Below are 26,588 nucleotides of genomic sequence, written 5' to 3'. Positions count from 1 at the left end.
AAATATAAAATCAAATCACTTATATGCAACAATACAATTTCGCAAACAATACATTAAACCTCAAAGTAAAAAAATCTCCATTTTTAGTTAGAATAATAATGTTCGTGTTGGCTTTTTCCTTTTTCATTTTTCCAATTGGCGGAGCAATTTCTGGAATTGCGAGCGGTGGCGGTTTGCACATTGGTTACTTTATTGGAATTGGAATATTTTCACTAATAGGATTTTATATGGCTAGAATTGCTTTATGGAATACTTATGGTGAAGAAACTATTCAAATACTAGAAAATAAAGTGATCTATGAAGCAAATTACGGATGGTTTAAAGATGGGAAAAAAGAAACACTAATCAAAAATCCTAAATATTCCTTTGCTCCAATTGGTTACGAAGAAGATAATGAAGGGATTTTGATCATTGCTTCTGAAGAAACTAAAATAGAATCAGTGGTAAAAGTTCCAATGTCTGAATTGGAAGAATTAATAACAGTTTTGGAACGCTTTAAATAATAAAATCTAAACCCATTTTACATGAAAGAATATTTAATACTCGTTATAATTATATTTTGTTCGTTTAAAATTCAGGCACAAACTAAGCAGGATTCCTTAGATATTAAACGTGTTGCTCTGGCCTATATTGAAGCACAGCATACTCTAAATCCAAAATTGATGGAAAGTGCACTGCATCCGAGAATGGTAAAGAGGTCAGTTTTTAGAAATAAAGTTGCTCAAAAAGATTATATATCAGAGTTCTTTGCTGAAAATATGATTATTTTGGCTGAAACCTATAATGTTAAAGGTGATAAATTTCCTAAAAATCCAAGGAAAGAAATCAAGTTACTGGATGTTTCTGCAAGAACAGCTTCGGTTAAATTACTTGCTGATGCATGGATTGATTACATGCATATTGTGAAGGAAAATGGCGAATGGAAAATTATAAATGTGCTTTGGCAGTATAATGATGTGACACAGCATGAATAGTTTAAAATGGGCGAGATAGATAAAATAAGAGTTAAATCAAAAAACTTTGCAGTACTGCTTGTTTTGGAATTTATGTATTGTTTTTTGTTATTCTTTATTCAGAAAGTTTTTTTCCTGCGATCAATAGTGATGCTGTTTTTGTATGTTTTTTTATTGATTGCCTTGCCATTGGCATTGAATGTTCATTTTTATTTTAAAAATAAAAAGAGGCTTGATTTTATTCAATCTAGCAATATATTGATTGTTCAGATGCTTGTTTTAATTTTCTGTTTTGAGTATTTAATATAACTTTAGAATCGAAAAGCAAAAAGGACTAAAATGAAAAATCCAATCATAACCGTCGACGAAACTCAAGGGCATAAACTGAACATTGCAGGAGGGAATTACCGTATTGTCATTTCGGGAAAAGAAACTAATGGCGAATATGCTGTAATCGAAATGTCGGTGCCACCTGGTGCTGGACCGCCACCTCACGCGCATGCTGATTTCACAGAGACTTTTTTTGTATTAGAAGGCGAGGTTACTTTTAAATCAGAATTAGGGATTTATGTTGCCAAGAAAAATAGTTTTGTCAATATTCCGAAAGGCGGCATTATTCATGGCTTTAAAAATCTGAGCAGTGAGCCTGCAAAATTATTATGCACAGTTAGTCCCGCTGGATTAGATGATTTGTTTGAAGAAATTTCAAGTTATATGGAAACGAATTCTTCAGATTCAGAAGTTGAAAAGAAAGAAAAAATAAACTCTATTTTTGAAAAATACGGACAACAGATGTTTCCGCCAGATTATTTGGATTAATGTTTTTGTTCTCAACTTCAAGGCTAATTTCCAGCTTCGGTCTCACTTAACAATAATAAAAAAAAAGAACTGGAAAAAATATAAAAATCGTAATCATATCGTATAAAGTTTTAGCGCTTAATCTGTTTAATTTTAGGTAGTTAATTATTAAATATAGCGTTATGAAGATTCAATCAATTTTATTGGGTATGGGACTTGCCGTTTCTTTACTGTCTTGCAGTCCAAAGGATGCCGATTTAGAGAAAGAAATTAGTGAAAAATTGAATACGCCTGGAGTACATGTTACTGTGCATGAAGGTGTGGCGACAATTGAAGGAACTTGTGATGATGAAGCTTTCAAAAAGAATATTGAACGTGCTGTTAAATCAGTTGAAGGGGTTAAATCGGTTGTAAATAATTGTCAGATTCCGAAACCTAATGTAGAACCTGCAGCAGCAGCTGTAGTAATTAATCCGGATAATGATCTGGATAAATCGGTGGGTAAAGTTATAAAAGCATATGATGGTGTGAGTGCCACTGTGGTAGGCGGTGTTGTAACGCTATCTGGAGTAATTAAAAAAGAGCAGTTACAGCCTTTAATTCAAAGTGTCCAGGAACTGAAACCCAAAAAAGTTGATAACAAATTAACTATTAAATAAATTGTTATGAGTTTACAAGATAAATATAAAGAATTGACTGATCTGGCTTCTCAGTTAGGAACAACAGATTTACAGGTAAGAGAACAAGACAATGTATTATATATTGATGGTAAAGTAAAATCGGCATCAGAGAAAGAAAAGCTTTGGAATGCTTATGGAGAAATTGATCCTGATTATAGATCTGCAGATGTGGTGATGAATATTGAAGTTGAAGAACGGGTTTCTAGAGAATATACGGTTGAAGTTGGGGATTCGCTTTCTAAGATCGGAAAAGCATATGGAGTTTCTTGGCAAGATATTTTTGAAGCCAATAAAGATATTATTTCTAACCCCGATTTAATTCAGCCTGGTTGGAAATTGAAAATACCGACAGAATAATTCTTAAGATACTAAGACTCTAAGATTCTGAGATTCTAAGTTTTTTCTAATCATTAATTTTATGTCACGCTGAGTGAAGTCGAAACATTCTCGAACTAAAAAGATCTTCGACTTCGCTCAGACTGACATACATGGTGTTTTTTTAAATGAAAAAACAATTTTCTTATGGAACCGAGTGCCCTAGCCCCGATAGAAGTGAAAATCCTTTTGTGGCGGGGTTCGCCATAAAAGATTACTTCACTTAATTCTTATTTTAATCGGAGTTCAGTGAACTTCGTTTGAAACGGATAGCGGGATCAGCTCCTAAAAAAAACTACCTTCCCCTAATACTTAAATTAAACAAAAATTGTGCTGTTTCCTGATCTGAATCGGCAGAAAAACCCGCTACATAAACTCCTTTTTTTCCGTTAACGGACTTAATTCCGTATACAACTGCCTCATCGCCTGGATCTGAATCCCCCTCGTATCGATACACATGAACAATTTCAAATTTCTCAGGATTTTTTTTAATCATCTCAGCATTTCGATTAAAATCGCACGTAAATCCTTTCTCATTCAATTGATCTAAAGCCTTTGAAACAGTTGCGTAATGATACATTCTTTTCATGATAACTGAATTTAAAAATTATGGATTTTAAAGATAACTATTTTAAAATTAAAAAGTTATAATAAAATATCTAAAAACAGTTAAAACTGACTCCTGTTTATAATTCTATCAAGAATCTAATCACAATATCTAATTGCTCCGTCACTATTTACCAAGGTGCTATTTATTTTCCCGAATGTAAAACTTATTGCTAACTTTCTGATCGCTAGAGTTGATCTAGAATCATTTCCCCTATCAAATCCATTCTGTTTATGATTTAATAAACGCACATATAGAATTCCATCGTCAATTATTTCATTTCTCTGAAAACGAACATGCTTTTCTTTGGAAAAACTTTCGTTACAGTTTATATTTTTTAAATTATCATAATTGTACTCCGGTAAATTATAGTAGTAATCTAATTGGTAATTATCAGCTTTTATAAAGCTATAAATTATAGAATGCTTTTTACTGTCATAAGTACCTTTTGGTAATAAAAAGAATTCATCAACTTTATCATCTGGAAGATTAGGGTATATGTTGAGAACTGCTTCATTATCTAATAAATGATTCTCGTGATAGATGTTAAAGAGCTGAACAGAAAAATATAAAAAGACTATAATGGCTAAAATGACAGTTAAAAATTTTTTCAATTTGAATTAGATAGTTAAGTGGTTGAATTTTTGATGATAAGTTTTTCAGGAATCGAAAATAGCATATTTTTAGGAATTCTTCATTCATAAAGTGTTACTTTTGCACCGCAGACCGCCTTATCGTCGTTCCGTTTATCGGGAGGGAGGAAAGTCCGGACACCATAGAGAAGCATAGCGGGTAACACCCGTCGGTCTTAGAAATAAGGCAAGGACAAGTGCAACAGAAAGTATGTACAGGTAATGCTGTAGTGAAACCAGGTAAACTCTATGCGGTGAAATACCAAGTATATCAGCATTTAAGGGCTTCTCGTCCGTTGTTGAAGGGTAGGTAGCTTGAGTCCCGAAGCAATTCGGGATCTAGATAAATGATAAGGTATTGTTAGTAATAACAAGAACAGAATCCGGCTTATAGGTCTGCTTTTTTTATATATTTGTGAAACTATCTAACAAACTTTCATGAATATTCCCGCTCCAAATCCTTCTTCAAAAACCAAGAAAAGCTTTTTTCATTCGGTTATTACAAATCTTACTTTTTGGGTTTTAATTTCAATTATTGCGGGTGTTTTGCTCGGACATTTTTCACCTGAAAATGGCGTGAAAATGGAATTTCTAGGAAAGAAGTTTATTCAGCTTATTTCGATTTTTATTGGCCCAATTATTTTTCTGACTATTGTTTTAGGAATTTCCGGAATGGGAAATCTTAAAAAAGTAGGCCGAATTGGCGTAAAAGCTTTAGCTTATTTTGAGGTTGTTTCGACAGTTGCGCTAGCAATTGGTGTTACGGTAGCTTATGTTTTTAAGCCCGGAAAAATTGATAAAGCAGGATTAGCGATTGGCGATGCAAGTCAGTTTACAAAAGGCGCAGCAGAACATTTTTCGTGGCTGCAGTTCTTTTTATCGAATTTTACTTTACAGGTTTTATTGGCTGCAATTGTATGCGGTATTGCTTTGAATTTTTATCAAAAAAGGGAACAGACGATTTTAGTTTTGGAACGAGTTTCTAAAGTTGTTTTTACGGGTTTAAAATATGTAATGTATCTGGCTCCAATTGGTGCTTTTGGAGGAATGGCATATACAATAGGAAAATTTGGATTGGCAACTTTGATTCCGCTCGGGAAATTAATGCTCTGCGTTTATTTGACAATGGCTTTGTTTGTCTTTTTAGTTTTAGGAAGTATTCTGAAATACTATAAAATCAGCATTTTTTCAATTTTAAGATATATTAAAGAAGAGCTTTTACTGGTTCTCGGAACTTCATCTTCTGAAGCAGCTTTGCCAAGTATAATGGTAAAACTGGAAAAAATGGGCTGCAGCAAATCGGTTGTGGGATTGGTGATTCCAACGGGTTATTCTTTTAATCTCGACGGAACTTCGATTTATCTCTCCATGTCGGTATTGTTTATTGCGCAATTGTACGATGTGCATTTAAGCTTTTTTGAAATCTTAAGTGTTATCGGGATTTTGATGATTACTTCAAAAGGAGCAGCGGGCGTAACCGGAAGCGGTTTTATTGTTTTGGCCTCTACTTTAACAGCGCTTCATAAAATTCCTGTTGAAGGATTAGCTTTTTTATTAGGCGTTGATAAATTTATGAGCGAAGCCAGAGCGATTACCAACTTAATTGGAAATACTGTCGCAACCATTATAATTTCAAAAACAGAAAGAGATTTTACAGAACTGAATTTGAGTTCAGTTTCAGAGGAATAGTTTTTTGATAAAGTTACAAAGAGACAAAGGTGCAAAGGATTTAAAACTTTGTCACTTTGTAACTTTGTCTCTTTGCTACTTAAAATTACGACTCGTCTTTTGTAGTTCGAACCAAACTGATTCCTGACATAAAAAATACGATTCCTAAAATTCCGTAAATAATTAAGGATTTTACATCTCTTGTTCCTCCACTTGTGCCGGCAAAAATCACGGCAGTATAAATAAGTCCTATAATTCCGAGAATTGTCAATAATCCGCCGAATAATCTTTTTAGGTTCATGATAATTAGATTTAAAAGTTCTATAACAAATTTATTGCTGTAATGGTTAAATGTTGTTATACAATTACTTACATAAATTATATGATTCCAAGGAAAGATTTTGTAAGAAAATAATTTTGTTTTTAAGAGCTTCGTGTTGTTTAAATAGTATTTTTACGCACACTAATTGATAAACCATAATATGAAGAAAATTTACTTTTTGATGTTGCTTCTTGCTGCATTTAATGTTCATGCGCAAGATGATGCCCCAGTTTCAGTTGCTAAAAATCAATTTAAAATCAATGTAATACTATTGCCGGGTTTTGTATATGAGCATGGCTTTTCTGCAAAAAACACTTTATATTCTGAGGCAAGTATAGTAACGGGTTATCGCCATAATAGCTGGTACGATGAATCTACTTGGTATTTTACACCAAGAATTACAGAACAATTGCGTCATTATTATAATTTAGAAAAAAGAGCAACCAAAGGAAAAAGAACCGCATTTAATTCTGGAAATTTTATTGCTTTGAATGCCAATTATTATTTTCAATCAATTTCGACAAATAAATGGTTTAATGAAGAGGTTCCTTCTTTTGCGATAGGTCCAGTTTGGGGAATCCAGCGAACTTATAAAGGAAAATTGAATATCGATTTGCACATTGGAGCTGGAGTATATGTCGACAAATATGATACTGACTTTACACCTATTGCTAACTTTTGTTTAGGATGGGTAATTGGAAAATAATTCTAAAAAAAAATAGAAAAACCTTGATTTATCAAGGTTTTTCTATTTTAAATTCTAAGCCAATATTACGAACACTTTCTATTTTGATTTTCGGATCTGAATTAAAATATTTTCTAAGCCTGCTGATAAAAACATCCATGCTTCGGCCAGAGAAATAATCGTCTTTTTTCCATACCGACATTAATATCTGATCTCTTTTTAATAACTGATTATGATTTAGATACAGATACTCTATAAGAGAGGCTTCCATTTCTGTAAGCTGCTGCACGTGATTTTTATTGTTGAGGGTTAATCTTTCATTGTCAAAAACATACGAACCAATTTCAATGATATTATTTCCGTCTAAACTTCTTTTTTGTTCGATTCTCTTCAAAATATTCTGCAAACGCAAAACCAGTTCATCAACTTCAAAAGGTTTGACAATATAATCGTCGGCACCAAGTTTTAAACCTATGATTTTGTCTTCTTTTAACTTTCTTGCAGTTAAAAAAATAAAAGGAATCTCGGGATTGATTGTAATTATTTTTTCAGCCAATGAAAATCCGTCCAAAACGGGCATCATTACATCAAAAACACAAATATCAAAAGACTGGTTTTTAAAATAGTCTAAAGCTATTTCGCCATTTTCTGCCCAGATTACTTCAAATCCATGCAATTCTAAATATTGTTTTAAAATTGCAGAAAAATCAAAATCGTCTTCGGCTAAAAGTAATTTTTTCAAAATAAGGGAATTAAACTTTTAATAAAATAGTAAACTGAGTTCCTTTTCCTAAATCGCTCACAACATTAACAGAGCCCTGATGCGCTTTTACAATTTGATTTACATAATAAAGACCCAAACCTAAACCTTTTGTATTGTGTAGGTTTCCTTGCTGTACACGGTAAAATTTTTCAAAAAGAAGTGATTGCTTGTTTTTTTCAATGCCAATTCCATCATCTTCAAAACTTACAGCAAATTGATTTTCAACGATTCGTGTTTTAACTGTAATTTGATTGGAACCGTATTTTACAGCATTTTCAAGAACATTTAAAAATGCAGTTGTTAAATGAAATTTGTCTAAAGCTAAAATCGTTTTCGTCGTTTGAAAATCGGTTTTTATGTCGATTTTAGGAAAAGCAATTTTAAAATCGTCTACAATTGAAAGAAGAAAATCTTCGGTTTGGATTTTCTCTTTTTGCAGTTCTAATTCATTTTCTGCCAAAGAATTTGCCATAACCTGATCAATCAAACTTTGAAGACGATTGTTCTGGCGCGAAATGGTATTGACAATTGATTTGAAATTTTCGTCGTTGTCACGAATGTTTTTCTGTTCTAAAATTTTTGTCGAAATACCCAAAGTTGCCAATGGCGTTTTGAGTTCGTGCGTAATATTATTGATAAAATCAGTTTTGACATCGCTTACTTTTTTCTGTTTAATCAAGGCTTTAATTGCAATTACAAAAAGACTGATAAGCGTTGCAATCGAAAATAAAGACAAAATCAGAATAAAGGTCATTCGCCTTAAAATAATCATTTCCCAATCAATTACCGAAACATACATCGAATCTTCGGTCAGCAAATTATAGTTTTGATTTTCAAAAGTCCCATTTGTAGTTCCAACATAATTCCGAACCAAAAAAGCATGATTTAATGAAACCAGATTTCCGTACAATCTGTTTTGAATAAAAGGTTTTTCAGAGAAAATGGTATCGGCTTTTTTTGCGTTTTTATATAAAATGAATTTGTTTAATACAATGGCAAAATCAATTTTGAAATTTGGAAGATCTCTTTCAAATTTAAGCTTGATTCTCTGCGTTAAAATATCTTGATAATCATTTCCTAAAATGCCTTTTTTGACATCTGTTTTATTGTTTTTTCCCTGAATGTATTTTTCTGATAAATCCTTGTAAAGTGCTTCTTTTTTAGCAACTAAAACCGAATCAATATCACTGTAATTGTTTGTGATCTGAGCAATTTCATTTTTGATTTGAGTATGAAATTCGGCTACTTTATAATCGTAGGCCGTTTTTACCAAATAGCATTGTACGGTCGTCAACACAATAAGTGCTACGACTGAAAAAGCGATTAATAAATTGATTTTTTGTTTCATACAAATCTTAAATCTGTTTCAAAAATAATGCTTTTATAAAACAAAAAAGCCATTAACCGCGCATTAACCTACAATTAACCTTCAGAACTTTTTTTTAGAACCACTTTTGCACTTTCACAAATCAAAATAATCCAAAAATTGTTTTTTATATGCCTCTAAAAATTCTCATCTTAATTATGCTTTTTTTGTTTTCATTTTTAGCAAAAGCGCAAAATGAAACGCCAAAAGATTCGACTTCAACTCATTTGAACGAGGTTGTAATAAGTCAAAAGAAAAAGACTTTTACAAATTCAAATGGAAACATTAAGATTGATATTGCCAATTCAATTTACAATTCAATTCCAAATCCAATTGATCTGCTTGCAAAAATGCCAGCAGTACAAGTCAGTTCAGATCGCGAAAGTATTTCGGTTGTCGGAAAAGGAAATCCGCTCATTTATATCGATAACCAAAAAGTTACGATGAACGATTTGAATGCTTTGGCTGTCGCCGATATTAAAACCATTGAAATTATTCAGAATCCATCTGCTAAATATGAAGCTGAAGGACGAGCGGTTATTTTAATCACTCGAAAACTAAGCAAAAAAGATAGTTTTCGAACTGAAATTTCTGAAACAGCTTCTTTTAAAAAGAACTTTAATAATTACTTAGGATTTTACTCCAATTTCAAAAAAAACAAAATTGAATGGAAAGCCAATTTTAATTACAACCGTTTGAATCCTTGGGAAAGTCATAGCATTGATTATCAAATCCCAAATGCCGATATCTCTTCTAAATATGATGTTTCGGCCAATACAAAAAGAAAGCAATTTGTTTTTGGAGGCGGTTTGTTCTACAAAATTAATGAAGAAGATTATTTTTCGTTTAATATAAACAGTAAAATACAAACCGATGTTTTTCCCATCCATACGACCACAGATAATAAAAATAAAGATGAAGAAAATCATGTTGTTACGTATAGCGATAATGACAGCCGAAAGAATTTTGCAAACGCATTTTTAAATTATTCAAAGAAAATAAAATCTATTGATACACAGGTTTTTACTGGCTTTCAATATTTAAATTTAAATCAGTCTGTTTGGAGTTTAGTTGAAAACAATTTCAATCAGACTGCGTTTGAATTGACGCAAGATCGTAATCATAAATTTAATGTTGATGTTTTTTCGGGCCGAATTGATTTTGAAACGAAATTTAAGAATAATATGAATCTAGAATATGGTGCGCTATATTTACAAGCTAAATCAAAATCAGATTTTAATGTTTTTGACTTTGAAAAGCAAGAACGTACAGTTTCGAATTATGATTTTAAGGAAGAAAATCTGGCTTCGTACACACAACTTTCCGGAAAGATTAAAAAAATTGATTTTTCAGTTGGACTCAGAATTGAAAACACTAACGTAAACGCAAAATTTAAAACAGATCTCTCGTCTTTAGTAGATAAAAATTATACCAATCTTTTTCCGAAAGCACAATTTTCATTTGCTATTGACAGCACTAAAAACATTAGTTTTAATTATGCCAAAAGTATTATCAGACCCAATTATTCCTCATTAAGTAACAGAGCAACTTATATCAACCCGTATTTTTTATATGGAAGTAATATCAATTTGGATCCCACTTTTATGAATGAAATTTCATCAACTTATCAATATCAAGATAAGTCCGTTAAGTTCAGTTTTTATCAATGTAAAAATCCGGTTTATAGTAGTTTTATTTATGATAAAGAACAAAATATTATGACTTTAAGAGAAGTTAATTTAGACAAATCATCAGGTTTTAATTTGGATTTTGAGCTTCCTTTTACATATAAATTTTGGACAACGACCAATTCTGTAATTTTTACTCTTGAAAAAGTTGAAGATTCATCTGCTGTGTTTTTATCTTCAAAACCATATGTATATTATTACTCAAATAACGAATTCAAATTGCCAAAAGGTTATCGATTTGCTGTTGGATGGTGGGGTGCGACAAAACAAAACAAAGGTATTCTCGAGAATAATGCCAATTTTATTATGGATATGTCACTTTCTAAAACCTTTAAAAATTGGAATTACACTTTAAATTACAATGACATTTTTAGAAATACAATTTACCAGGAACAATTTGTGATCAATGATATCAGTTCAAAAGCGAGATATGTAGTTGATGCTCATGAAGTTTCGATTGCTATTAAATATTCTTTCGGAAAAATAAAAGAAAGCCAGTTCAAAGAAAAAAATATTAATGAAAATGAAAGTAGAGTTCGATAAGAACTGAAATTATTTTTTTAAGCTTATTCTTATAGATTTTGAAAAAAAGTAACGTTCTTTAGCTTGTAATTAAAAGAATAGAAATCTAAAAAAGAATATGAGAAAAAGAGTATTTGTTGTTTTGTTTTTATTGAGTTTTGTTTTTGCTAATGCCCAGATTGTGAAACCTTTTGTTGGCGGTAGCCTTTATATACACTCTGATTTCGAAAATAGAGGCTTTTTAAGTTTAAGATCTGGAGCTGAATTCAATGTGAGCAAATATGTAAAACCTGAAATTGAAATCAGCGGTTTGCTTGGGACTCTGGAATCCAGCAGTAAACTTGATGCCAATAATGTAATGATTGCTGAAATTTCAAGATCGGCATCTGCGGTTAATTTTAGTTTTTGCCCAAAAATTATTCTAGGCAACGAATTAGTTTCTTATTTCGAAATTCTTCCAAAGTATTCTATTTCAACTATCGAAGCGCATAAAAATTCATATACGTATACTAATGGCAATTTTACTTCGAGTAAAATGGAAATTGCAAAAGAATGGAGTCAGTCTTTTGGTATTGGAATTGGTTATACTTTTAATTTTACCGATGAATATTCAGATTCAATGAGTCTTATTTTAGATTTTCAGAATGTCGATCTCGGAAAACCATTAAATAAATTAAGTCCGAACGCCAATCGAGTTGATACAAAATGGACTATTGGTTTTGGAATTAACTATTATTTTAATTTGAAAAAGAAGAAATTTTAGAACTAGAAAGAAAAAATTCCCGTCATTTGATGGGAATTTTTATTAATTTAAAAGAAGGAAATTAACCTTCGTCTTCTTCTGTAATTTTTATTGGAGAATCTCCAGGAAGTTCTTCGTCATCATCAGTTGAATTTAATTCGAAGAAACTGAAAAAAGAACCTCCGTAACTCTTCTGAAAAGAAAAATTACTTAAATGATCCAGTTTTGTGTATTTCGAATGTTCGATAATCATCATTCCGTCTTCGTGAAGCAAATCTTTTTCAAAAACGGTCAGTACTATTTTTTCAAAAGTTGCCTGATCTAATCCGTAAGGCGGATCGGCAAAAACAATGTCGTAGGAAGTTTTGCAGTTTTCCAAAAATTTAAAAACATCACTTTTAGTGGCTGCAATATCAAAATCATATTCTGATGAAACCTGTTTGATAAATTTTACGCATCCAAAATCACCATCTACAGAGGTAATTGGTGCGCTTCCGCGTGAAGCAAATTCATAACTGATGTTTCCGGTTCCCGAAAATAAATCTAAAACCTTTAAGCTGTCAAAACTAAAATGATTGTTCAAAACATTAAACAATGCTTCTTTGCTCATATCAGTTGTGGGTCTAACAGGAAGGTTTTTTGGTGGAAAAATTCGGCGGCCTTTGTGTTTTCCTGAAATGATTCTCATGATTGAAATAAGATATAATGTTTTTGATTTTCTGTTAAAGAGAAGCTGTTTTTTTGCTGTAAAGTGCTTACATCCATGAAGGATATATTACGAATGTATTTATACGCAATGGCATAAAACGGATCGTTTTTGTCTATCGTGCCCAATAATTCGAGTGGAAAAATCTCCGGATTTAAGTTCGACTGTTCGGCAGTAAATAGTAGGTAATATATGAAATCTTCAGGGGTTTGATATTCAAAAGAATTGAAAAAAAGCAGTTTTTGATTCTGAACCACAATAACTTCAAACTGGCCAGGATTAAAATTGACAACCATTTTCTTTTCGTCATTGTTTCTTGAATTGTCCAGTATTTTTTCGACCAAAATACTGTTCGCATGTTTGTAGTCAAAAGAACCAACATTATCAATCAAAAAATTATTGATATTCACATACGGAATGTAAACAGAATTCATTTGATAATTGGTGATTTCATCAAAAGTAAAAAAGTCGGTTTCAAAAACTTTTGTGTTGTATTGCAGATAACTTCCTAGATATTCTTCATCAAACAAAGCCGTTGGAACAAAAGTCGACAGATTGTTGGTATGAATAACCATTACTTCATCATAAGTATCTTTTAAAGGCGGATTATTCTTAAAAGCTTCGGTAAAAAGATCTTCAATTTTTGTGCTTTTGTTTGAAATGTCAAACTTTATTTCTTTGTATGAAGTGATAATATTATTTAAAGTATCAAAACAACAAAATGAAAATCCTGTCAGGGAAACCTGAATGGAAAGCTTTTTGTAATTTTTGGAAGTAATGTTAGTATTTTGCAATGACATAATTGATTTACAATTCGTTACCTGTTTTTTAATCAAGAAAGAATTTAAGGCGACCACAAACTTACAAATTAAAAAGGAACAATAATAATTGCAATTTCAAAAAACAATTTTAAAGAAAAGTTAGGAAGACGTTATGGTACTATTATTTTTTTTAAAATATATAAGTTAATTTGTGTTTGAGATTAAATTATACGCAGATGAAACGGATTCGCTATAGCGAAAACGCTGAAAAAAACGATTTAGTTTTAAGAATTAAAAAATCCGTCAAAATCCGTGTCTTCGCTATAGCGAATCCGTTTCATCTGCGTCAATATCTTTAACCTCATAACCTTTTTAATGAACTTATATCACTTATATGGTTTAAATCATTTAAAGTTGAAATTGCGATTAAAAAAGACGAACTTTGTATGACAATTTCACCCTATGAATTCAACATTGTTTTACAGCGTTTTACAAAAAAGATTCCCTTTTGCACCTACTTACAAACAAGATATATTTTTTCAAAAAATTGCTATTTTTTTGACCGAACCTCAAAACGATACCATTTTTGTATTGAAAGGATATGCCGGAACAGGAAAAACAACCGTGATTTCGACTATTGTAAATAATCTTGGAGAGATCAATAAAAAGTTTGTTTTGCTGGCGCCAACAGGACGTGCGGCAAAAGTGATTTCGAATTATTCTAATACTGCTGCTTTTACAATTCACAAGAAAATTTATTTTCCTAAAAAGTCATCGGGAGGAGGCGTGGCTTTTACGAAACAAGTAAACAAACATAAAAACACCATTTTTATCGTCGATGAAGCTTCGATGATTTCAGACAGTTCATTAGACAGCGGTTCGCTTCTTGACGATTTGATTAATTATGTATATTCTGGAAGTAACTGTAAAATGATTCTTTTAGGAGATACTGCGCAGCTGCCTCCAGTAAATTTAGATATTTCACCAGCTCTTGATATTCAGACTTTGGGGGTTCATTATGATAAAGAAATTGAGCATATTGAATTAGATGAAGTAATGCGTCAGGAAGAAAGTTCAGGGATTTTGTTCAACGCGACAGAACTTCGTGAATTACTGAAAGAAAGTTTTATAACTGAGTTTAAGTTCAATGTAAAAAAGTTCAAAGACATTGTTCGATTAACGGATGGTTACGATATTCAGGACGCTATAAATACTGCTTACAGCAATTACAGTATTGAAGACACGGCGTTTATTGTTCGTTCAAATAAAAGAGCAAATCAATATAACGAACAAATTAGAACCCGAATTTTATTTAAAGAAAGCGAACTTTCTGTTGGCGATTTTTTGATGGTGGTGAAGAATAATTATTTCTGGCTTAAGGAAACAGATGAGGCCGGATTTATTGCCAACGGAGATATTATTGAAGTGCTGGAAATGTTCGGAATCAAAGAATTATATGGGTTTACTTTTGCGAAAGTAAAAATCAGAATGGTCGATTATCCAAATCAAAAACCTTTTGAAACGGTTTTGCTTTTGGATACTATAAAAAGCGAATCTCCGTCTTTAACTTACGAAGAATCAAATCGTTTGTACGAAGAAGTAATGAAAGATTATGAAGATGAACCAACAAAATATAAGAGGTTTCAAAAGGTAAAAGAAAACGAATATTTTAACGGGTTACAAGTTAAATTCTCGTACGCGATTACGTGCCACAAATCGCAGGGAGGACAATGGGATACGGTTTTTATAGAACAGCCTTATTTGCCAAACGGAATTGACCGCGATTACATCAGATGGCTGTACACGGCTATGACGCGTGCCAAAAATAAGTTATATTTGATAGGATTTAAAGACGAGAGTTTTGAGGAATAGTTTTATTAGCCACTCCCGATAGCTATCGGGATAAAATGATTCTCACAGATTTTTTGCAAAGAAGTATAAACGCTCGTTTTTTTGTCTCACGCAGATTTTGCAGATTATGCTGATTGCTGTTTGGAAAGTCTAAAAAAAATCTTTTTAAATCTGCAAAATCTGCGAGAAAAAAATTAAACGCATTTTAAGAAATCTTTTAATTCTTTTAATCTGTGGCAAAAAAATAAAGAACAATGACAACACTAAACGACTTACATTCGATTTCGTCTACGTTTTCGAATACTGATAAAATGCCGGTTTTGTTTTTAGGACACGGCAGTCCGATGAATGCTATTGAAGAAAATCAGTTTGTAGCTGGTTTTCGTGAATTGGCTAAAACGTTGCCACAGCCAAATGCTATTTTGTGTATTTCGGCGCACTGGTTTACCAAAGGAACAAAAGTAACTTCGATGGAAATGCCAAGAACGATTCATGATTTCGGAGGTTTTCCGCAGGCACTTTTTGATGTGCAGTATCCTGCAAAAGGAAGCCCTGAATTAGCAGTTGAAACCCAGAAAATTTTAGATCCTGTTATGGTCGAATTAGACGAACATTGGGGTTTGGATCATGGCGCATGGAGTGTAATCAAGCATTTATATCCAAATGCTGATGTTCCGGTAATTCAGTTAAGTATTGATTATACAAAATCAGGTCAATATCATTTTGAATTGGCTCAGAAACTTCAATCATTGCGACATAAAGGCGTTTTAATTGTCGGAAGCGGGAATATTGTGCATAATCTTCGTTTGGTTGATTTTAGAAATTTTGACAAAGACAATTACGGTTTCGACTGGGCAATTGAAGCCAGAGAAACTGTAAATAATTATTTGTTAGACGGAAATTTTCAGCCTTTAATTGATTTCGAAAAAATGAACAAGGCAGTTCAAATTGCAATCCCAACTCCGGATCATTATTTACCATTATTATATACTTTAGGTTTAAAAGAAAAGTCAGAAGAATTAAGCTTATTTAATGACAAATTATTAGCAGGTTCTTTGAGTATGACTTCGGTTAAAATAATGTAAGTTTTATTGTCTTTTTAAGTTATAGGCATATAAATAACCATCTGCACTTCCAAAATAAATGGTATTGTTGTTTATGAATGGCGATGAAACAATTGGACCTAATTTGTAAAACGCATCCATTATTTTTTGGTTTTCGGCATAAACAGATAAATCGGCTTGTTTGGAAGCGTATCCAAAATCAAGAAGATTGTTATTGAGAATTTCAGGAGCATATTTTTTTCTGTTTTCAGTACTAACAAAATCTGATTCTTTTCCGTTTGAAAGCAAGTTTAAAGCAAAAAAATTACCGCTAAAATCACCAAAATAAGCCGTGTTTCCTGATATTGCAGGCGAAGAATAAATATATCCGTTTCCTTTAAATCGGTACTTTTCCTGTCCGGTTTTTGAATCAAGTGCTAATAAAGCATAAGTGTCAGAAGTTCCAACGTAAAGCGTATTGTTTTGAACAACAGCCGAACTCAAAATCCAGGAATTCTCGGCATTGTATTTCCATACTAATTTTCCGGTTTCTGCGTTAAGCGCAAATAAAAAAGGATCTCTGGCCCCAAAATAAACTAACCCATCTGCAACAACAGCAGAAGCCTGAATACCTTTAAATCCAGTTTTTACTTCAGTTGAAAAGTGCCATTTCTCTTTTCCTGTTTTGCAATCTAAAGCATAGAAATTTCCATCCCAACCTCCAAAATACAAATTCTCTTTTTCGATAACAGGAGTACTGTGAATTGGTTCATTGGTTTTGAAATTCCATTTTAAAGTACCATTTTTTGAGTCGACAGCATACATGTTTCCATCACTGCTTCCAAAAATTACTAAAGCATTATTTTTATCTTTGTAAATAACAGGCGATGACAAATAAAAATCCCATAAATCGTTCATCAGCATGTCGTTTGGTTTCATTCCCCACATTCCGATTTCTCTGTACCAATGCTCACCTTTGGTTTTAAACTTCCAGATTTCTTTTCCGGTTGTTGCATTTACGGCATAATAATACCCGTCGAAACTTCCAAAATAAACAATATTATTATCTAAACTGGCCGAACTGTGAACTGCGCCATTGGTTTTAAATTTCCAGTTGATGTTTCCTGATTTTTCATTGATGCAGTATAAAAAACCGTCCTCACTTCCGATATAAATTGCTCCGTTTTTAATAATTGGCGAGGAAAAGATTTTTCCTTCAGTTTTAAATTTCCATTTTAATTCAGCTAATGGTTGATAACCTTTTCCATCAAAAATTCGATTTGTAAATGCGTTGATGGTTTTATTCTGAGAAAAAGTATTGGAAGTAAAAATTAAAAAGAAATAGAGCAGGATAGAAGTAAAAGTTCTTTTCATTTTTTTTTTTTACATAAAAGTAAAAAGATTCTAAGAAAGTAAATAGCAATGCTTTAATGAAAATGTTATAAAAATATTTTAGACGGCTCTTTATGAATAGTGTATTTGTTTTTATATGGAAATAGGGAAAGAACTCGTCAAAGTTTTCCAATCGTTTTCCGTTTATGTGATAATGGTCTACGAGTTATAATCTACACAATTTGTTTAAAAAATAAATTTGGTGTGATAGTAAAATGTTTCATGTAAATTTGTTTATTTTGTATAAGTAATTGTTTATCAGTTGGTTATTTGGTTTATGTGTTCTTTTTAATTAGTTTTTTAAATGCCTTTTGTGATTAACTGGTGATAATTTAAAAAATGATAGAAGATGTTTACAAATTAAGTAAGAGTGCGGCATCAGCACTATAATCACTGATAAAACTAAGATGAATCCAAACAAAGCATTATGGGAAAAAGGCGATTTTACGCGCGTTGCAGAATCTATGAGAGAAAGTGGAGCGGAATTGGTTGCCAAAATTGGAATTAAAGAAAATAGCAACGTTTTAGATCTCGGCTGTGGCGATGGTACTACCGCAATACCTTCAGCAAAATTAGGAGCCAATGTTTTAGGTGTTGATATAGCAAGAAATTTAGTGGAAGCCGGCAATCTTCGAGCAAAAAAGGAAGGATTGGATAATATTGTATTTAAAGAAGGTGACGCAACCGATTTGAATGAATTGAAAAATCAATCTTACGATGTTACGATGAGCATTTTTGGAGCAATGTTTGCTCCAAAACCTTTTGATGTTGCTAAAGAAATGGTTCGTGTCACACGACCTGGAGGCAAAATTATTATGGGCAATTGGATACCGGGAGATCCAACGTTGATTGCACAAATCTTGAAAGTTAGTGCTGAATTTACACCACCGCCTCCTGAAGGTTTTGTAAGCCCAATGCTTTGGGGTATTGAGGATAACGTAATCGAAAGATTCACAAATGCGGGTGTTTCTAAAGAAAATATTTCTTTTGAGAGAGATACCTTTACATTTAAAGCAGCATTCCCACCTTCGGAGTGGCTAAATCGATTAAAAAATTACTATGGTCCAACTATGAATGCTTTTGAAGCTGCTGAACAAAATGGGAAAACTTCGGATTTGTATGCTAAACTTGAAGGATTAGTTAATAGCCAAAACAAAAGTAATGACGAAAATTCTACATCAATTCCCGCAACTTATCTTCGTGTTACCGTTTTGGTTTAATTTTTTGTCTTAATAATAAAACCTGAAAGTTGTTCATAATAATCAATGTATTGTTTGCTAGTAGACAGAAAATTCTTGAACATGATTTTCATCCTTTACAGAAATAGAAAACAGAAAATTTAAAAGTAATTTTTGCATATTTGCAAACACTTAAAACCAGTGAAAATTAAATTACTAAATTTTGAGTTTTTTAAACTCAGTAAAATATAAGAATGAAAATAATAGCAGTAATTCCAGCCAGATATGCTTCAACACGTTTTCCAGCAAAACTAATGCAGGATTTGGGAGGCAAAACAGTAATTTTAAGAACGTACGAAGCTTCAGTAGCAACAAATTTATTTGACGATGTTTTTGTTGTAACCGATTCAGATTTGATTTTTGATGAAATTGTTTCCAATGGGGGAAAAGCAATTATGAGTATCAAAGAACATGAATCAGGAAGCGACCGAATCGCAGAAGCTGTTGCTAATCTTGATGTTGATATTGTGGTAAATGTACAAGGCGACGAACCTTTTACAGAAGCCAGACCTTTAGAGCAGGTTTTGTCTGTTTTTAAAAATGATGCAGAAAAGAAAATTGATTTGGCTTCATTAATGCGTGAAATCACAGATGAAGACGAAATCAATAATCCAAATAATGTAAAAGTTGTGGTGGATCAATCACAATTTGCGTTGTATTTTTCAAGATCTGTAATTCCATATCCGAGAGATAAGGACGTTGGCGTTCGTTATTTTCAGCACATCGGAATTTATGCTTTTAGAAAACAGGCTTTATTAGATTTTTACAGTCTTCCAATGAAATCTTTAGAAGCTTCTGAGAAGTTAGAACAACTTCGTTATTTGGAGTTCGGAAAACGTATTAAAATGGTGGAAACAACGCATGTTGGAATTGGGATTGATACTGCTGAGGATTTAGAGAAGGCGAGAATGATGCTGAAGGATATCTAGTCTGTTAAATTGAACGCGGATAAAACGGATTCGCTATCGCGAAAGCGCTGATTTAGACGGATTTTTTACATCTGTCAGGCTGAGCGAAGTCGAAGCCCGCGTTCCAATTGGAGCGCCTTCGACTTCGCTCAGGATGACAAAAAAAAGAAAAGCTCCAAAAATATTGGAGCTTTTTCTTTTATCTAAAACTTTCTAAAATCTTAGTATAAACTTGGAAATTTAGAAGGATTAACTTCATTCATCATGCTGTATACTTTCTCAAAAATATCTTCTGCAGAAGGTTTTGAGAAATAGTCACCATCAGTTCCATATGCTGGTCTGTGTGCTTTGGCAGCAAGAGTCTGTGGTTTGCTGTCAAGATATTTATAAGCATCTTGTTCTTCTAAAATCTGCTGTAAAATGAAAGCAGAAGCACCGCCTGGAACATCTTCGTCGATTACTAAAAGACGATTCGTTTTTGCAATACTTTTTACAATATCTTTATTTACATCAAATGGAAGTAAAGATTGAATATCGATAACTTCACAGTCAATTCCTAAATCTAATAATTCATTTGCCGCCTGCTGCACCAGTCTCAAAGTTGATCCATAAGAAACTAAAGTAATATCTGAACCTTCTTTCATGGTTTCAATTACTCCAATAGGCGTTTTAAATTCACCAAAATTCAATGGTGCTTTTTCTTTTAAACGGTAACCGTTTAGACATTCAATTACTAAAGCAGGCTCATCACATTCTAAAAGCGTGTTGTAAAAACCTGCCGCCTGCGTCATGTCTCTCGGAACCAAAACATGAATCCCGCGAATCGCATTGATAATCATTCCCATTGGAGAACCAGAATGCCAGATGCCTTCTAAACGGTGTCCGCGTGTTCTGATGATTAACGGCGCTTTTTGTTTTCCAACAGTTCTATATTGTAAAGTAGCCAAATCATCACTCATGATTTGGATCGCATATAATAAATAATCTAAGTACTGAATTTCAGCAATTGGACGCAACCCTCTTAGAGCCATTCCAATTCCTTGCCCAATAATTGTAGCTTCACGAATCCCGACATCGGCAACACGAAGTTCACCGTATTTTTCCTGCATGCCTTCTAAACCTTGGTTTACATCTCCAATGTTTCCAACATCTTCACCAAAGATTAAAGTTTCTGGATATTTAGCAAATAAAGCATCAAAGTTGTCACGCAAAAGCATTCTTCCGTCAATATCCGCTTTAGCATTTTCGCCATATTCAGGAAGTACTTTCTGTACTGAGAAAACATTTTTATCTGAATCAGAATGCAAATTACTGCTGAATTTTTCCTGAGTTTCATTTAAAAAACTAATAATCCATTCTCTTAAAATCACTTTGCTGTTTGGAACTTCGATAAAACGAAGAATCTTTCTAGCGTAAACCAGTAATTCTTTTTTAAGCGGTGCCTTAATCGCGTTTAATTCCGAAATATATTTTCTGATTCTGTCTTTGTGGTTAATGCTTGCTTCAGCAATTTGTTCCAATAAAGCTAGAAGATTTTTTTGTTCATCAATAATAGGATTAATGAAGGAATTCCAAGCCTCTTTTTTTGCTTCAAGAACTTCTTTTTTCAATTGAAAATCAATTGCCTCAAGTTCTTCTGGAGATGCAATATTAATCGCAATCATCCATAAACGCATTTGGCGAATACAGTCAAAATCTCTTTCCCAAGCCAGTCTTTCTCCGTTTTTGTAACGTTCGTGCGAACCAGAAGTAGAATGACCTTGAGGCTGTGTCAATTCATTTACGTGAATTAAAACCGGAATATGTTCTTCGCGCGCGATTTGTCCAGCTCTTTCATATGTTGAAACCAGTTCAGCATAATCCCAGCCTTTTACTCTAAAAATATCATAACCTTTAGAATCTTCATCACGCTGATATCCCTTTAGGATTTCAGAGATGTTTTCTTTTGTAGTTTGATGTCTGGCGTGAACTGAAATTCCGTATTCATCATCCCAAACACTCATTACCATTGGAACCTGTAAAACTCCCGCGGCATTTATAGTTTCAAAAAACAAACCTTCAGATGTACTTGCATTTCCTATAGTTCCCCAGGCAACTTCATTTCCGTTTACAGTAAATTTATCTTTGATGGTAATTCCGTCAACATTTCTGTAAATTTTTGATGCCTGTGCTAATCCCAATAATCTTGGCATTTGACCGGCTGTAGGTGATATATCTGAACTTGAATTTTTTTGTTTTGTTAAGTCTTTCCACGATCCGTCTTCGTTTAAACTGTGCGTTACAAAGTGTCCGCCCATTTGTCTTCCGGCAGACATTGGATCAAAATCCAAATCGGTGTGGCCGTATAAACCAGCAAAAAATTGTTTTGGGGTCAGCTCGCCAATTGCCATCATAAAAGTCTGATCGCGATAGTAGCCAGAACGAAAGTCACCGTTTTTAAAAGCTTTTGCCATAGCAAGCTGCGGTACTTCTTTTCCGTCTCCAAATATTCCAAATTTGGCTTTTCCTGTTAATACTTCTTTACGACCTAAAAGACTACATTCACGGCTAGTTACTGCAATTCTGTAGTCGTTCAATACCTCAGTTTTGAAATCTTCAAATGTTAATGTAGTATTGCTTTTTTCTTTTATCATAATCTTTAGTGGTCATGTTTAGACTGCGAAATTACTTAAAAACAATCAATAATCATAATTCTTTAAAATAAATATAATTTAATTATTTGTATTTAAAATCAAAAAACTACGTATTTTATTTATGTGATTTTTAATTAAAATTATGTTTTTGTGATAATAATGTAACTTTTTGTTTAAAATTTATTTGATTAAAGCCATTTTCTAGTAAAAAGATTGACTAATGTTTTTGGAGATAAAGTAATCACAAATCGTATTTTTTCGTTGTAATTACTTTGAGAAATTTCCCATCCGTTATTAGAATAAACTGGAAAATAGAGCTCAAAATAATCTGGAACTAGATTTAAACGAATCCCGCTGTCATAAGCAAAAAACGCAGTTTGATGTTTATTTTTCAAAAATCCAACATCGCCATAAACTTCAACCCAGTTCCAAATCGCATAACTCGCATTTAAAGTGGTCATCCACTGATTTGCGTATGCGGGCTGCAGCTGTGATTTAAAACCGCCTTCGGCAATGACATATTGCTGACTGAAAAATCCTGTAGATTCAGATCTTCCAAAAAGATTGTAATCAAATAAATAATCAGTCGGTCTGTCTAAACCAAAACTGAAATAATCTGAATTTGTTGTGTTATAAAGGAATGTTCCTGCGTATAATCGCAAATTTAATTTATGATTATTTTCAAATAAACGTCTATATTCTACTTCTCCAGAAAGTTTTCCAAAATCTCCTGAAAACTGAATGTCATTCATATAACTAAAATGATCAACCAATTCTGTTTTTGTATTAGAATAACGTGCGTTAAAAATCGAGTAATTTGGTTTGGAATTATCAGTAATGTAAGCGCTTGCTTCACGATTGACAATTACTTGGCGAAACATAATAAGCTGTTTTCTGTTATCCCTGAAGTTTTCTTCACGTATACGAAGCTGCACCATTGGATTTAATCTCAAATAAGTGGCATCTGGCGCATAATGAAAATAATTCTGACTGATCGAATATCGCACGTTAAATAAAGTACTGTTTCGATAATATTGATTCCAAGAAAATGCCGAAGAACCAGAAATTGTTTGCGCTTTTATTGAATAAGCCGGATTAATATCAAATGTAAACGGTTTGTCTAGTATCGTTTTATTATGAAAACGAATTCCCGGCGTAATACCATCGTAATAATTATAAGTTAAAGTCGGAATGTATAAAATCTGATTGTAATAAGGATCTTCTAAGTCTTTTGCAAAATTAAATTTGATAGGACGATTTGTTATCGCAATTGATTTTAAAGATTTCCAATTGTTTCGTTGATTGTATTCTGGAACTTCATTGTCATAATTCAAGACTAATTTATCGGCATTTTTTCGAGTAAACTGATAAATCGAATCGTTGTTTTTCGGTTCAATCCATTCTTTAAAAACAACTTCATTTTTTTTCATTCCATAAACCGGAATTGGTGCATATACTCCTGTTATGTTTTTTATTGAAAACTGAACGCTGTCTTTGGTTCTTGAGACATCTGTAAATCTATAATCGATAATGTCGCGCGATTCGATGATAGTTCTAAAAAACCAATCAATATTTTTTGTGCTGTTTTTGGTTAGTATTTTTTCAAAATCATATCGATTCGTTTGTTCTGTTTTATTCAAGGCATAAAATTCTTGAACACTTTCTGGAACAATATTATGATTTAAATAATCGTCCAAATAACTCAAACTTAAACCAGCACGATATTTACTCGCAATTTGTTCGTTGAATTTGATCAATGTATTTTTTGGATCACCAAGCGGCTGATCTAAATTTTTTCGAGCCATCAGCATATAATAATAGCTGTATTGCTCATTAAAAGTCAGGTTGGTGATGTTATAACTTTTAAAAAGTTTCATGTCTGAAAGTCTGCCAAGCATTTTTTGATCTAAATGGTTTTCTTCCATGTATTTCATCATGGTATAAATCTGAATTCCATCATAAATCCAGTTATCTTTTCTTGGATCGACACGAAGACTGTTTTTTAGATAATTGTTCAAATACGTTTTCAGAAACGTAATTTCGAATATAAATTCATCTGAAAACGGACTGATAAACGATGGCAATTGATTGAGTCCATAAAACGGATTTCGGTCATAATCTGCCTGAGAAACTGTGATTTTTGAATGTGGATATTTTCCAATAAACTCATTTGCAAAAGAGGCCACTCTGTTAATGACTATCGCTCTCTGAATTTCGTTCAGTTTTTTTGTTTTTAAATCTGAAACCACTTCCAAATAACCATTTGTATAGCTTCTGAAACTATTTTGTTTTTCAATAAACAAATTAAAATCAGTTCTGTTATTTCCAGAAAAAACGTAAGTACTGAAAGCAGGATTGGAGTCGTCTTTTGAAACCGAATTCAAATCAGTACTGATCGAATAATTCGCAGGAAGTTTTATTTCAAGCTGATAATCAACAGAGGCATTGGCAATATCGTCGAGATTGAAATTGTTGTTTTTTACAAAACGATGATTTTCAAATCGGGCAGGGCTTAAAAACCAGTTTTTTAAGTTCATTCCGCCGTTTTGGTCAAAACCATAATGTGTAAATTTTGCACTTGGAATTTTAGAAATATAAGTAAGGTGTAAATCTATCTTTTCGCCTGGACGCAGTTTTCGGTTTAATTTTACAACAATAAAATCAGGATTTTTATCTGTTCTTTCCCATTCCAGCGCTGTATTCTCAGAGTCGGTAAGGTTTAAAATGGTTGTATTTCCTCTTTCTTCGGGTTTGGCAACATGAAAACCTCTGTAGAATTCGTCTGAAAAACGTTTTGCCAAAGGTGTGTTTTTGTCCGAAAAAGCATTGTTCCAGTCATTCAAAACAATCGAAATCAACGAATCGTTTGAAGTATTGTAAAACGTAATATCCTGTCTTACGTTTAGTGTTTTAAGTTCGAGATTAACCGCCACTTCCATCTTAGATTGATGTTGTGCATATTGTTTTACAGAAATCAGTAAAACAAAAAGAAGGATAATAATTTTAAAAAGTGATTTCAAAAAATGGCTTAAAAATTATGGATATACCTTAAGATACGTACTTAAAATTGTTTCGGTTTTTTGTAAAAATAGCATAAAAAAAGCTGTTTTAAAAAACAGCTCTCAATTTTTGCGTACTTGCAGTAAAATTTAACCATATAAGTGATATAAGTTTATTTAATTAAAGCTCTAAGCAATCCTTTTTAATGAACTTATATCACTTATATGGTTTAAAAAAATATTTTAGAAATTCGGACTTAAATCGTATTTCTTGTAGAATTTGTCTAGAACGTCAACCACTTCATCTTCGGTATCAACGATTTTGAATAAGTTTAAATCTTCAGGGCTTACCGTTTTCATTTTTTCAACCAAAACTGTTTTTACCCATTCGATCAATCCTGACCAAAATTCAATTCCAACTAATATAATTGGAAATTTTCCAATTTTCTTAGTTTGAATCAAAGTAATCGCTTCAAACATTTCGTCCAGAGTTCCAAAACCTCCCGGCATAACCACAAAACCTTGTGAATATTTAACGAACATTACTTTTCTCACAAAGAAATAATCGAAATTCAAGTTTTTATCGTGATCAATATAAGGGTTGAAATGCTGTTCAAAAGGCAGTTCAATATTCAAACCAACAGATGTTCCGCCTCCTAAATGTGCTCCTTTATTTCCGGCTTCCATAATTCCTGGCCCTCCGCCTGTAATTACACCATAACCAGCTTTACTAATTTTGAAAGCAATTTTTTCAGCCAGTAAATAGTATTTATCATCTGGTTTTGTTCTCGCCGATCCAAAAATCGAAACACAAGGTCCAATACGTCCCATGCTTTCATAACCATTCACAAACTCCGACATGATTTTAAAAATCGCCCAGCTGTCATTGGTTCTAATTTCATTCCAAGTTTTCTGTTTTAGACTGTCCTGGATTACTTTATCTTCATCATTATCAAAATCTTCTAATCTCATTTTAGGTATTTTAATTATTTATATTTTTATTTAAGCTGTCATTTTAATTATAGTCAGAATAAGGAGCTATTCCTGCTGTCCGCTATATCTTTTGCGCCGAACCCCGGCACAAAAGGATGCCGCTCCCATCAGGGCTAGGGCAGTCGGTTTCAAATAGACAATTGGTCTAATTGAAACATCTTAATTCAAAGTCTAAAATTTTGAAAAAAGGCGGATGCTAAATTAACACTTTTTATTAGAATTGTTACAAAAAGGGAAGGTTATAATCTAAAAGTAATGTTTAG

At 32.6% G+C, this 26,588-nt stretch carries 24 protein-coding genes and 1 other RNA gene; 14 read left to right on the top strand and 11 right to left on the bottom strand.

All coding sequences use genetic code 11. The features are described 5' to 3' along the window. Window positions 1-23 precede the first annotated feature (23 nt). The 5 genes from GKZ88_RS21860 to GKZ88_RS21840 all read left to right on the top strand — a co-directional run bounded on the left by GKZ88_RS21860 (window position 24) and on the right by GKZ88_RS21840 (window position 2,788). On the top strand, window positions 24-503 hold the full coding sequence (locus tag GKZ88_RS21860) for a hypothetical protein (protein WP_155104427.1): 480 nt from the start codon (window positions 24-26) through the stop codon (window positions 501-503). Between the two features lie 21 nt (window positions 504-524). Continuing rightward, the gene (locus GKZ88_RS21855; RefSeq protein ID WP_155104426.1) at window positions 525-974 is read left to right on the top strand and encodes a nuclear transport factor 2 family protein; all 450 of its coding nucleotides are present in this window, start codon (window positions 525-527) and stop codon (window positions 972-974) included. Between the two features lie 318 nt (window positions 975-1,292). Beyond that, a complete protein-coding gene (locus GKZ88_RS21850; RefSeq protein WP_155104425.1) occupies window positions 1,293-1,772 on the top strand; it encodes a cupin domain-containing protein in 480 nt (159 codons plus the stop codon). Window positions 1,773-1,933: 161 nt separating this feature from the next. Then, a complete protein-coding gene (locus tag GKZ88_RS21845; RefSeq protein WP_155104424.1) occupies window positions 1,934-2,410 on the top strand; it encodes a BON domain-containing protein in 477 nt (158 codons plus the stop codon). 6 nt (window positions 2,411-2,416) lie between these two features. After that, the gene (locus GKZ88_RS21840; RefSeq protein ID WP_155104423.1) at window positions 2,417-2,788 is read left to right on the top strand and encodes a LysM peptidoglycan-binding domain-containing protein; all 372 of its coding nucleotides are present in this window, start codon (window positions 2,417-2,419) and stop codon (window positions 2,786-2,788) included. 313 nt (window positions 2,789-3,101) lie between these two features. Here GKZ88_RS21840 and GKZ88_RS21835 read toward each other — a convergent pair whose 3' ends face one another. Both GKZ88_RS21835 and GKZ88_RS21830 read right to left on the bottom strand, forming a co-directional pair. After that, the gene (locus GKZ88_RS21835) at window positions 3,102-3,395 is read right to left on the bottom strand and encodes a hypothetical protein (protein ID WP_155104422.1); all 294 of its coding nucleotides are present in this window, start codon (window positions 3,393-3,395) and stop codon (window positions 3,102-3,104) included. Between the two features lie 116 nt (window positions 3,396-3,511). Next, window positions 3,512-4,027, bottom strand: coding sequence for a hypothetical protein (locus GKZ88_RS21830; protein ID WP_155104421.1), 516 nt, complete (start codon window positions 4,025-4,027; stop codon window positions 3,512-3,514). A 104-nt stretch (window positions 4,028-4,131) separates the two neighbouring features. Between GKZ88_RS21830 and rnpB the strand changes: the two genes are divergently transcribed. Continuing rightward, window positions 4,132-4,452: RNase P RNA component class A (gene rnpB, locus GKZ88_RS21825), an RNA gene on the top strand. A gap of 31 nt (window positions 4,453-4,483) precedes the next feature. Then, window positions 4,484-5,734, top strand: coding sequence for a cation:dicarboxylase symporter family transporter (locus GKZ88_RS21820; RefSeq protein ID WP_155104420.1), 1,251 nt, complete (start codon window positions 4,484-4,486; stop codon window positions 5,732-5,734). A gap of 85 nt (window positions 5,735-5,819) precedes the next feature. Here GKZ88_RS21820 and GKZ88_RS21815 read toward each other — a convergent pair whose 3' ends face one another. Beyond that, entirely contained in the window at window positions 5,820-6,014 is a 195-nt protein-coding gene (locus GKZ88_RS21815) for a hypothetical protein (RefSeq protein WP_133526935.1), read from the bottom strand. A 181-nt stretch (window positions 6,015-6,195) separates the two neighbouring features. Here GKZ88_RS21815 and GKZ88_RS21810 point away from each other — a divergent pair, with 181 nt between their 5' ends. Next, complete coding sequence (locus GKZ88_RS21810) at window positions 6,196-6,741, top strand: hypothetical protein (RefSeq protein WP_155104419.1); 546 nt, start codon at window positions 6,196-6,198, stop codon at window positions 6,739-6,741. Window positions 6,742-6,772: 31 nt separating this feature from the next. On the opposite strand, the gene GKZ88_RS21805 is transcribed toward GKZ88_RS21810, so the two are convergent. Beyond that, window positions 6,773-7,462, bottom strand: a complete 690-nt coding sequence (locus GKZ88_RS21805) for a response regulator transcription factor (protein WP_155104418.1) — start codon at window positions 7,460-7,462, stop codon at window positions 6,773-6,775. Between the two features lie 10 nt (window positions 7,463-7,472). Next, window positions 7,473-8,831, bottom strand: a complete 1,359-nt coding sequence (locus GKZ88_RS21800; RefSeq protein ID WP_155104417.1) for a HAMP domain-containing sensor histidine kinase — start codon at window positions 8,829-8,831, stop codon at window positions 7,473-7,475. A gap of 149 nt (window positions 8,832-8,980) precedes the next feature. Here GKZ88_RS21800 and GKZ88_RS21795 point away from each other — a divergent pair, with 149 nt between their 5' ends. Both GKZ88_RS21795 and GKZ88_RS21790 read left to right on the top strand, forming a co-directional pair. Beyond that, complete coding sequence (locus tag GKZ88_RS21795; protein WP_155104416.1) at window positions 8,981-11,080, top strand: outer membrane beta-barrel family protein; 2,100 nt, start codon at window positions 8,981-8,983, stop codon at window positions 11,078-11,080. Between the two features lie 97 nt (window positions 11,081-11,177). Further along, window positions 11,178-11,822, top strand: coding sequence for a hypothetical protein (locus GKZ88_RS21790; protein WP_155104415.1), 645 nt, complete (start codon window positions 11,178-11,180; stop codon window positions 11,820-11,822). A 61-nt stretch (window positions 11,823-11,883) separates the two neighbouring features. Here the strand turns inward: GKZ88_RS21790 and GKZ88_RS21785 are convergent, their stop codons facing one another. Then, window positions 11,884-12,489, bottom strand: coding sequence for an RsmD family RNA methyltransferase (locus GKZ88_RS21785; protein WP_155104414.1), 606 nt, complete (start codon window positions 12,487-12,489; stop codon window positions 11,884-11,886). Then, the gene (locus GKZ88_RS21780; RefSeq protein WP_155104413.1) at window positions 12,486-13,307 is read right to left on the bottom strand and encodes a DUF3822 family protein; all 822 of its coding nucleotides are present in this window, start codon (window positions 13,305-13,307) and stop codon (window positions 12,486-12,488) included. The genes GKZ88_RS21785 and GKZ88_RS21780 overlap by 4 nt, the downstream gene beginning before the upstream one ends. A gap of 423 nt (window positions 13,308-13,730) precedes the next feature. Here GKZ88_RS21780 and GKZ88_RS21775 point away from each other — a divergent pair, with 423 nt between their 5' ends. Together GKZ88_RS21775 and ygiD are read left to right on the top strand one after the other, a co-directional pair. Then, window positions 13,731-15,140, top strand: coding sequence for an AAA family ATPase (locus tag GKZ88_RS21775; protein ID WP_155104412.1), 1,410 nt, complete (start codon window positions 13,731-13,733; stop codon window positions 15,138-15,140). 233 nt (window positions 15,141-15,373) lie between these two features. After that, window positions 15,374-16,204 (top strand): 4,5-DOPA dioxygenase extradiol, encoded by an 831-nt coding sequence (gene ygiD / locus GKZ88_RS21770; RefSeq protein ID WP_155104411.1) that lies wholly within the window; start codon window positions 15,374-15,376, stop codon window positions 16,202-16,204. A gap of 3 nt (window positions 16,205-16,207) precedes the next feature. Here ygiD and GKZ88_RS21765 read toward each other — a convergent pair whose 3' ends face one another. Beyond that, the gene (locus GKZ88_RS21765; protein ID WP_155104410.1) at window positions 16,208-17,536 is read right to left on the bottom strand and encodes a PQQ-binding-like beta-propeller repeat protein; all 1,329 of its coding nucleotides are present in this window, start codon (window positions 17,534-17,536) and stop codon (window positions 16,208-16,210) included. A gap of 425 nt (window positions 17,537-17,961) precedes the next feature. Here GKZ88_RS21765 and GKZ88_RS21760 point away from each other — a divergent pair, with 425 nt between their 5' ends. Continuing rightward, the gene (locus GKZ88_RS21760; RefSeq protein WP_155104409.1) at window positions 17,962-18,774 is read left to right on the top strand and encodes a class I SAM-dependent methyltransferase; all 813 of its coding nucleotides are present in this window, start codon (window positions 17,962-17,964) and stop codon (window positions 18,772-18,774) included. Window positions 18,775-18,986: 212 nt separating this feature from the next. Continuing rightward, on the top strand, window positions 18,987-19,721 hold the full coding sequence (kdsB, locus tag GKZ88_RS21755; RefSeq protein ID WP_155104408.1) for a 3-deoxy-manno-octulosonate cytidylyltransferase: 735 nt from the start codon (window positions 18,987-18,989) through the stop codon (window positions 19,719-19,721). Between the two features lie 200 nt (window positions 19,722-19,921). On the opposite strand, the gene GKZ88_RS21750 is transcribed toward kdsB, so the two are convergent. The 3 genes from GKZ88_RS21750 to GKZ88_RS21740 all read right to left on the bottom strand — a co-directional run bounded on the left by GKZ88_RS21750 (window position 19,922) and on the right by GKZ88_RS21740 (window position 26,304). Next, entirely contained in the window at window positions 19,922-22,333 is a 2,412-nt protein-coding gene (locus GKZ88_RS21750; protein ID WP_155104407.1) for an alpha-ketoacid dehydrogenase subunit alpha/beta, read from the bottom strand. Window positions 22,334-22,521: 188 nt separating this feature from the next. Further along, complete coding sequence (locus GKZ88_RS21745) at window positions 22,522-25,272, bottom strand: aminopeptidase (RefSeq protein WP_155104436.1); 2,751 nt, start codon at window positions 25,270-25,272, stop codon at window positions 22,522-22,524. Window positions 25,273-25,575: 303 nt separating this feature from the next. Next, the gene (locus GKZ88_RS21740; protein WP_155104406.1) at window positions 25,576-26,304 is read right to left on the bottom strand and encodes a TIGR00730 family Rossman fold protein; all 729 of its coding nucleotides are present in this window, start codon (window positions 26,302-26,304) and stop codon (window positions 25,576-25,578) included. Window positions 26,305-26,588 lie beyond the last annotated feature (284 nt).

Source organism: Flavobacterium sp. LC2016-01 (genome assembly GCF_009711135.1).
Classification (GTDB): Bacteria; Bacteroidota; Bacteroidia; order Flavobacteriales; family Flavobacteriaceae; genus Flavobacterium.
This window is presented reverse-complemented; position numbering and strand designations above follow the sequence as displayed.

Bases quoted from the DNA above. Each gene is read 5' to 3' on its own strand.
- GKZ88_RS21775 (WP_155104412.1), top strand. From the start codon at position 13,731: ATGAATTCAACATTGTTTTACAGCGTTTTACAAAAAAGATTCCCTTTT.
- GKZ88_RS21795 (WP_155104416.1), top strand. From the start codon at position 8,981: ATGCCTCTAAAAATTCTCATCTTAATTATGCTTTTTTTGTTTTCATTT.
- GKZ88_RS21790 (WP_155104415.1), top strand. From the start codon at position 11,178: ATGAGAAAAAGAGTATTTGTTGTTTTGTTTTTATTGAGTTTTGTTTTT.
- GKZ88_RS21785 (WP_155104414.1), bottom strand. From the start codon at position 12,489: ATGAGAATCATTTCAGGAAAACACAAAGGCCGCCGAATTTTTCCACCA.
- GKZ88_RS21835 (WP_155104422.1), bottom strand. From the start codon at position 3,395: ATGAAAAGAATGTATCATTACGCAACTGTTTCAAAGGCTTTAGATCAA.
- GKZ88_RS21820 (WP_155104420.1), top strand. From the start codon at position 4,484: ATGAATATTCCCGCTCCAAATCCTTCTTCAAAAACCAAGAAAAGCTTT.
- GKZ88_RS21850 (WP_155104425.1), top strand. From the start codon at position 1,293: ATGAAAAATCCAATCATAACCGTCGACGAAACTCAAGGGCATAAACTG.
- GKZ88_RS21855 (WP_155104426.1), top strand. From the start codon at position 525: ATGAAAGAATATTTAATACTCGTTATAATTATATTTTGTTCGTTTAAA.
- ygiD (WP_155104411.1), top strand. From the start codon at position 15,374: ATGACAACACTAAACGACTTACATTCGATTTCGTCTACGTTTTCGAAT.
- GKZ88_RS21740 (WP_155104406.1), bottom strand. From the start codon at position 26,304: ATGAGATTAGAAGATTTTGATAATGATGAAGATAAAGTAATCCAGGAC.
- GKZ88_RS21845 (WP_155104424.1), top strand. From the start codon at position 1,934: ATGAAGATTCAATCAATTTTATTGGGTATGGGACTTGCCGTTTCTTTA.
- GKZ88_RS21800 (WP_155104417.1), bottom strand. From the start codon at position 8,831: ATGAAACAAAAAATCAATTTATTAATCGCTTTTTCAGTCGTAGCACTT.
- kdsB (WP_155104408.1), top strand. From the start codon at position 18,987: ATGAAAATAATAGCAGTAATTCCAGCCAGATATGCTTCAACACGTTTT.
- GKZ88_RS21750 (WP_155104407.1), bottom strand. From the start codon at position 22,333: ATGATAAAAGAAAAAAGCAATACTACATTAACATTTGAAGATTTCAAA.
- GKZ88_RS21780 (WP_155104413.1), bottom strand. From the start codon at position 13,307: ATGTCATTGCAAAATACTAACATTACTTCCAAAAATTACAAAAAGCTT.
- GKZ88_RS21765 (WP_155104410.1), bottom strand. From the start codon at position 17,536: ATGAAAAGAACTTTTACTTCTATCCTGCTCTATTTCTTTTTAATTTTT.
- GKZ88_RS21860 (WP_155104427.1), top strand. From the start codon at position 24: ATGCAACAATACAATTTCGCAAACAATACATTAAACCTCAAAGTAAAA.
- GKZ88_RS21815 (WP_133526935.1), bottom strand. From the start codon at position 6,014: ATGAACCTAAAAAGATTATTCGGCGGATTATTGACAATTCTCGGAATT.
- GKZ88_RS21760 (WP_155104409.1), top strand. From the start codon at position 17,962: ATGAATCCAAACAAAGCATTATGGGAAAAAGGCGATTTTACGCGCGTT.
- GKZ88_RS21745 (WP_155104436.1), bottom strand. From the start codon at position 25,272: ATGGAAGTGGCGGTTAATCTCGAACTTAAAACACTAAACGTAAGACAG.
- GKZ88_RS21810 (WP_155104419.1), top strand. From the start codon at position 6,196: ATGAAGAAAATTTACTTTTTGATGTTGCTTCTTGCTGCATTTAATGTT.
- GKZ88_RS21840 (WP_155104423.1), top strand. From the start codon at position 2,417: ATGAGTTTACAAGATAAATATAAAGAATTGACTGATCTGGCTTCTCAG.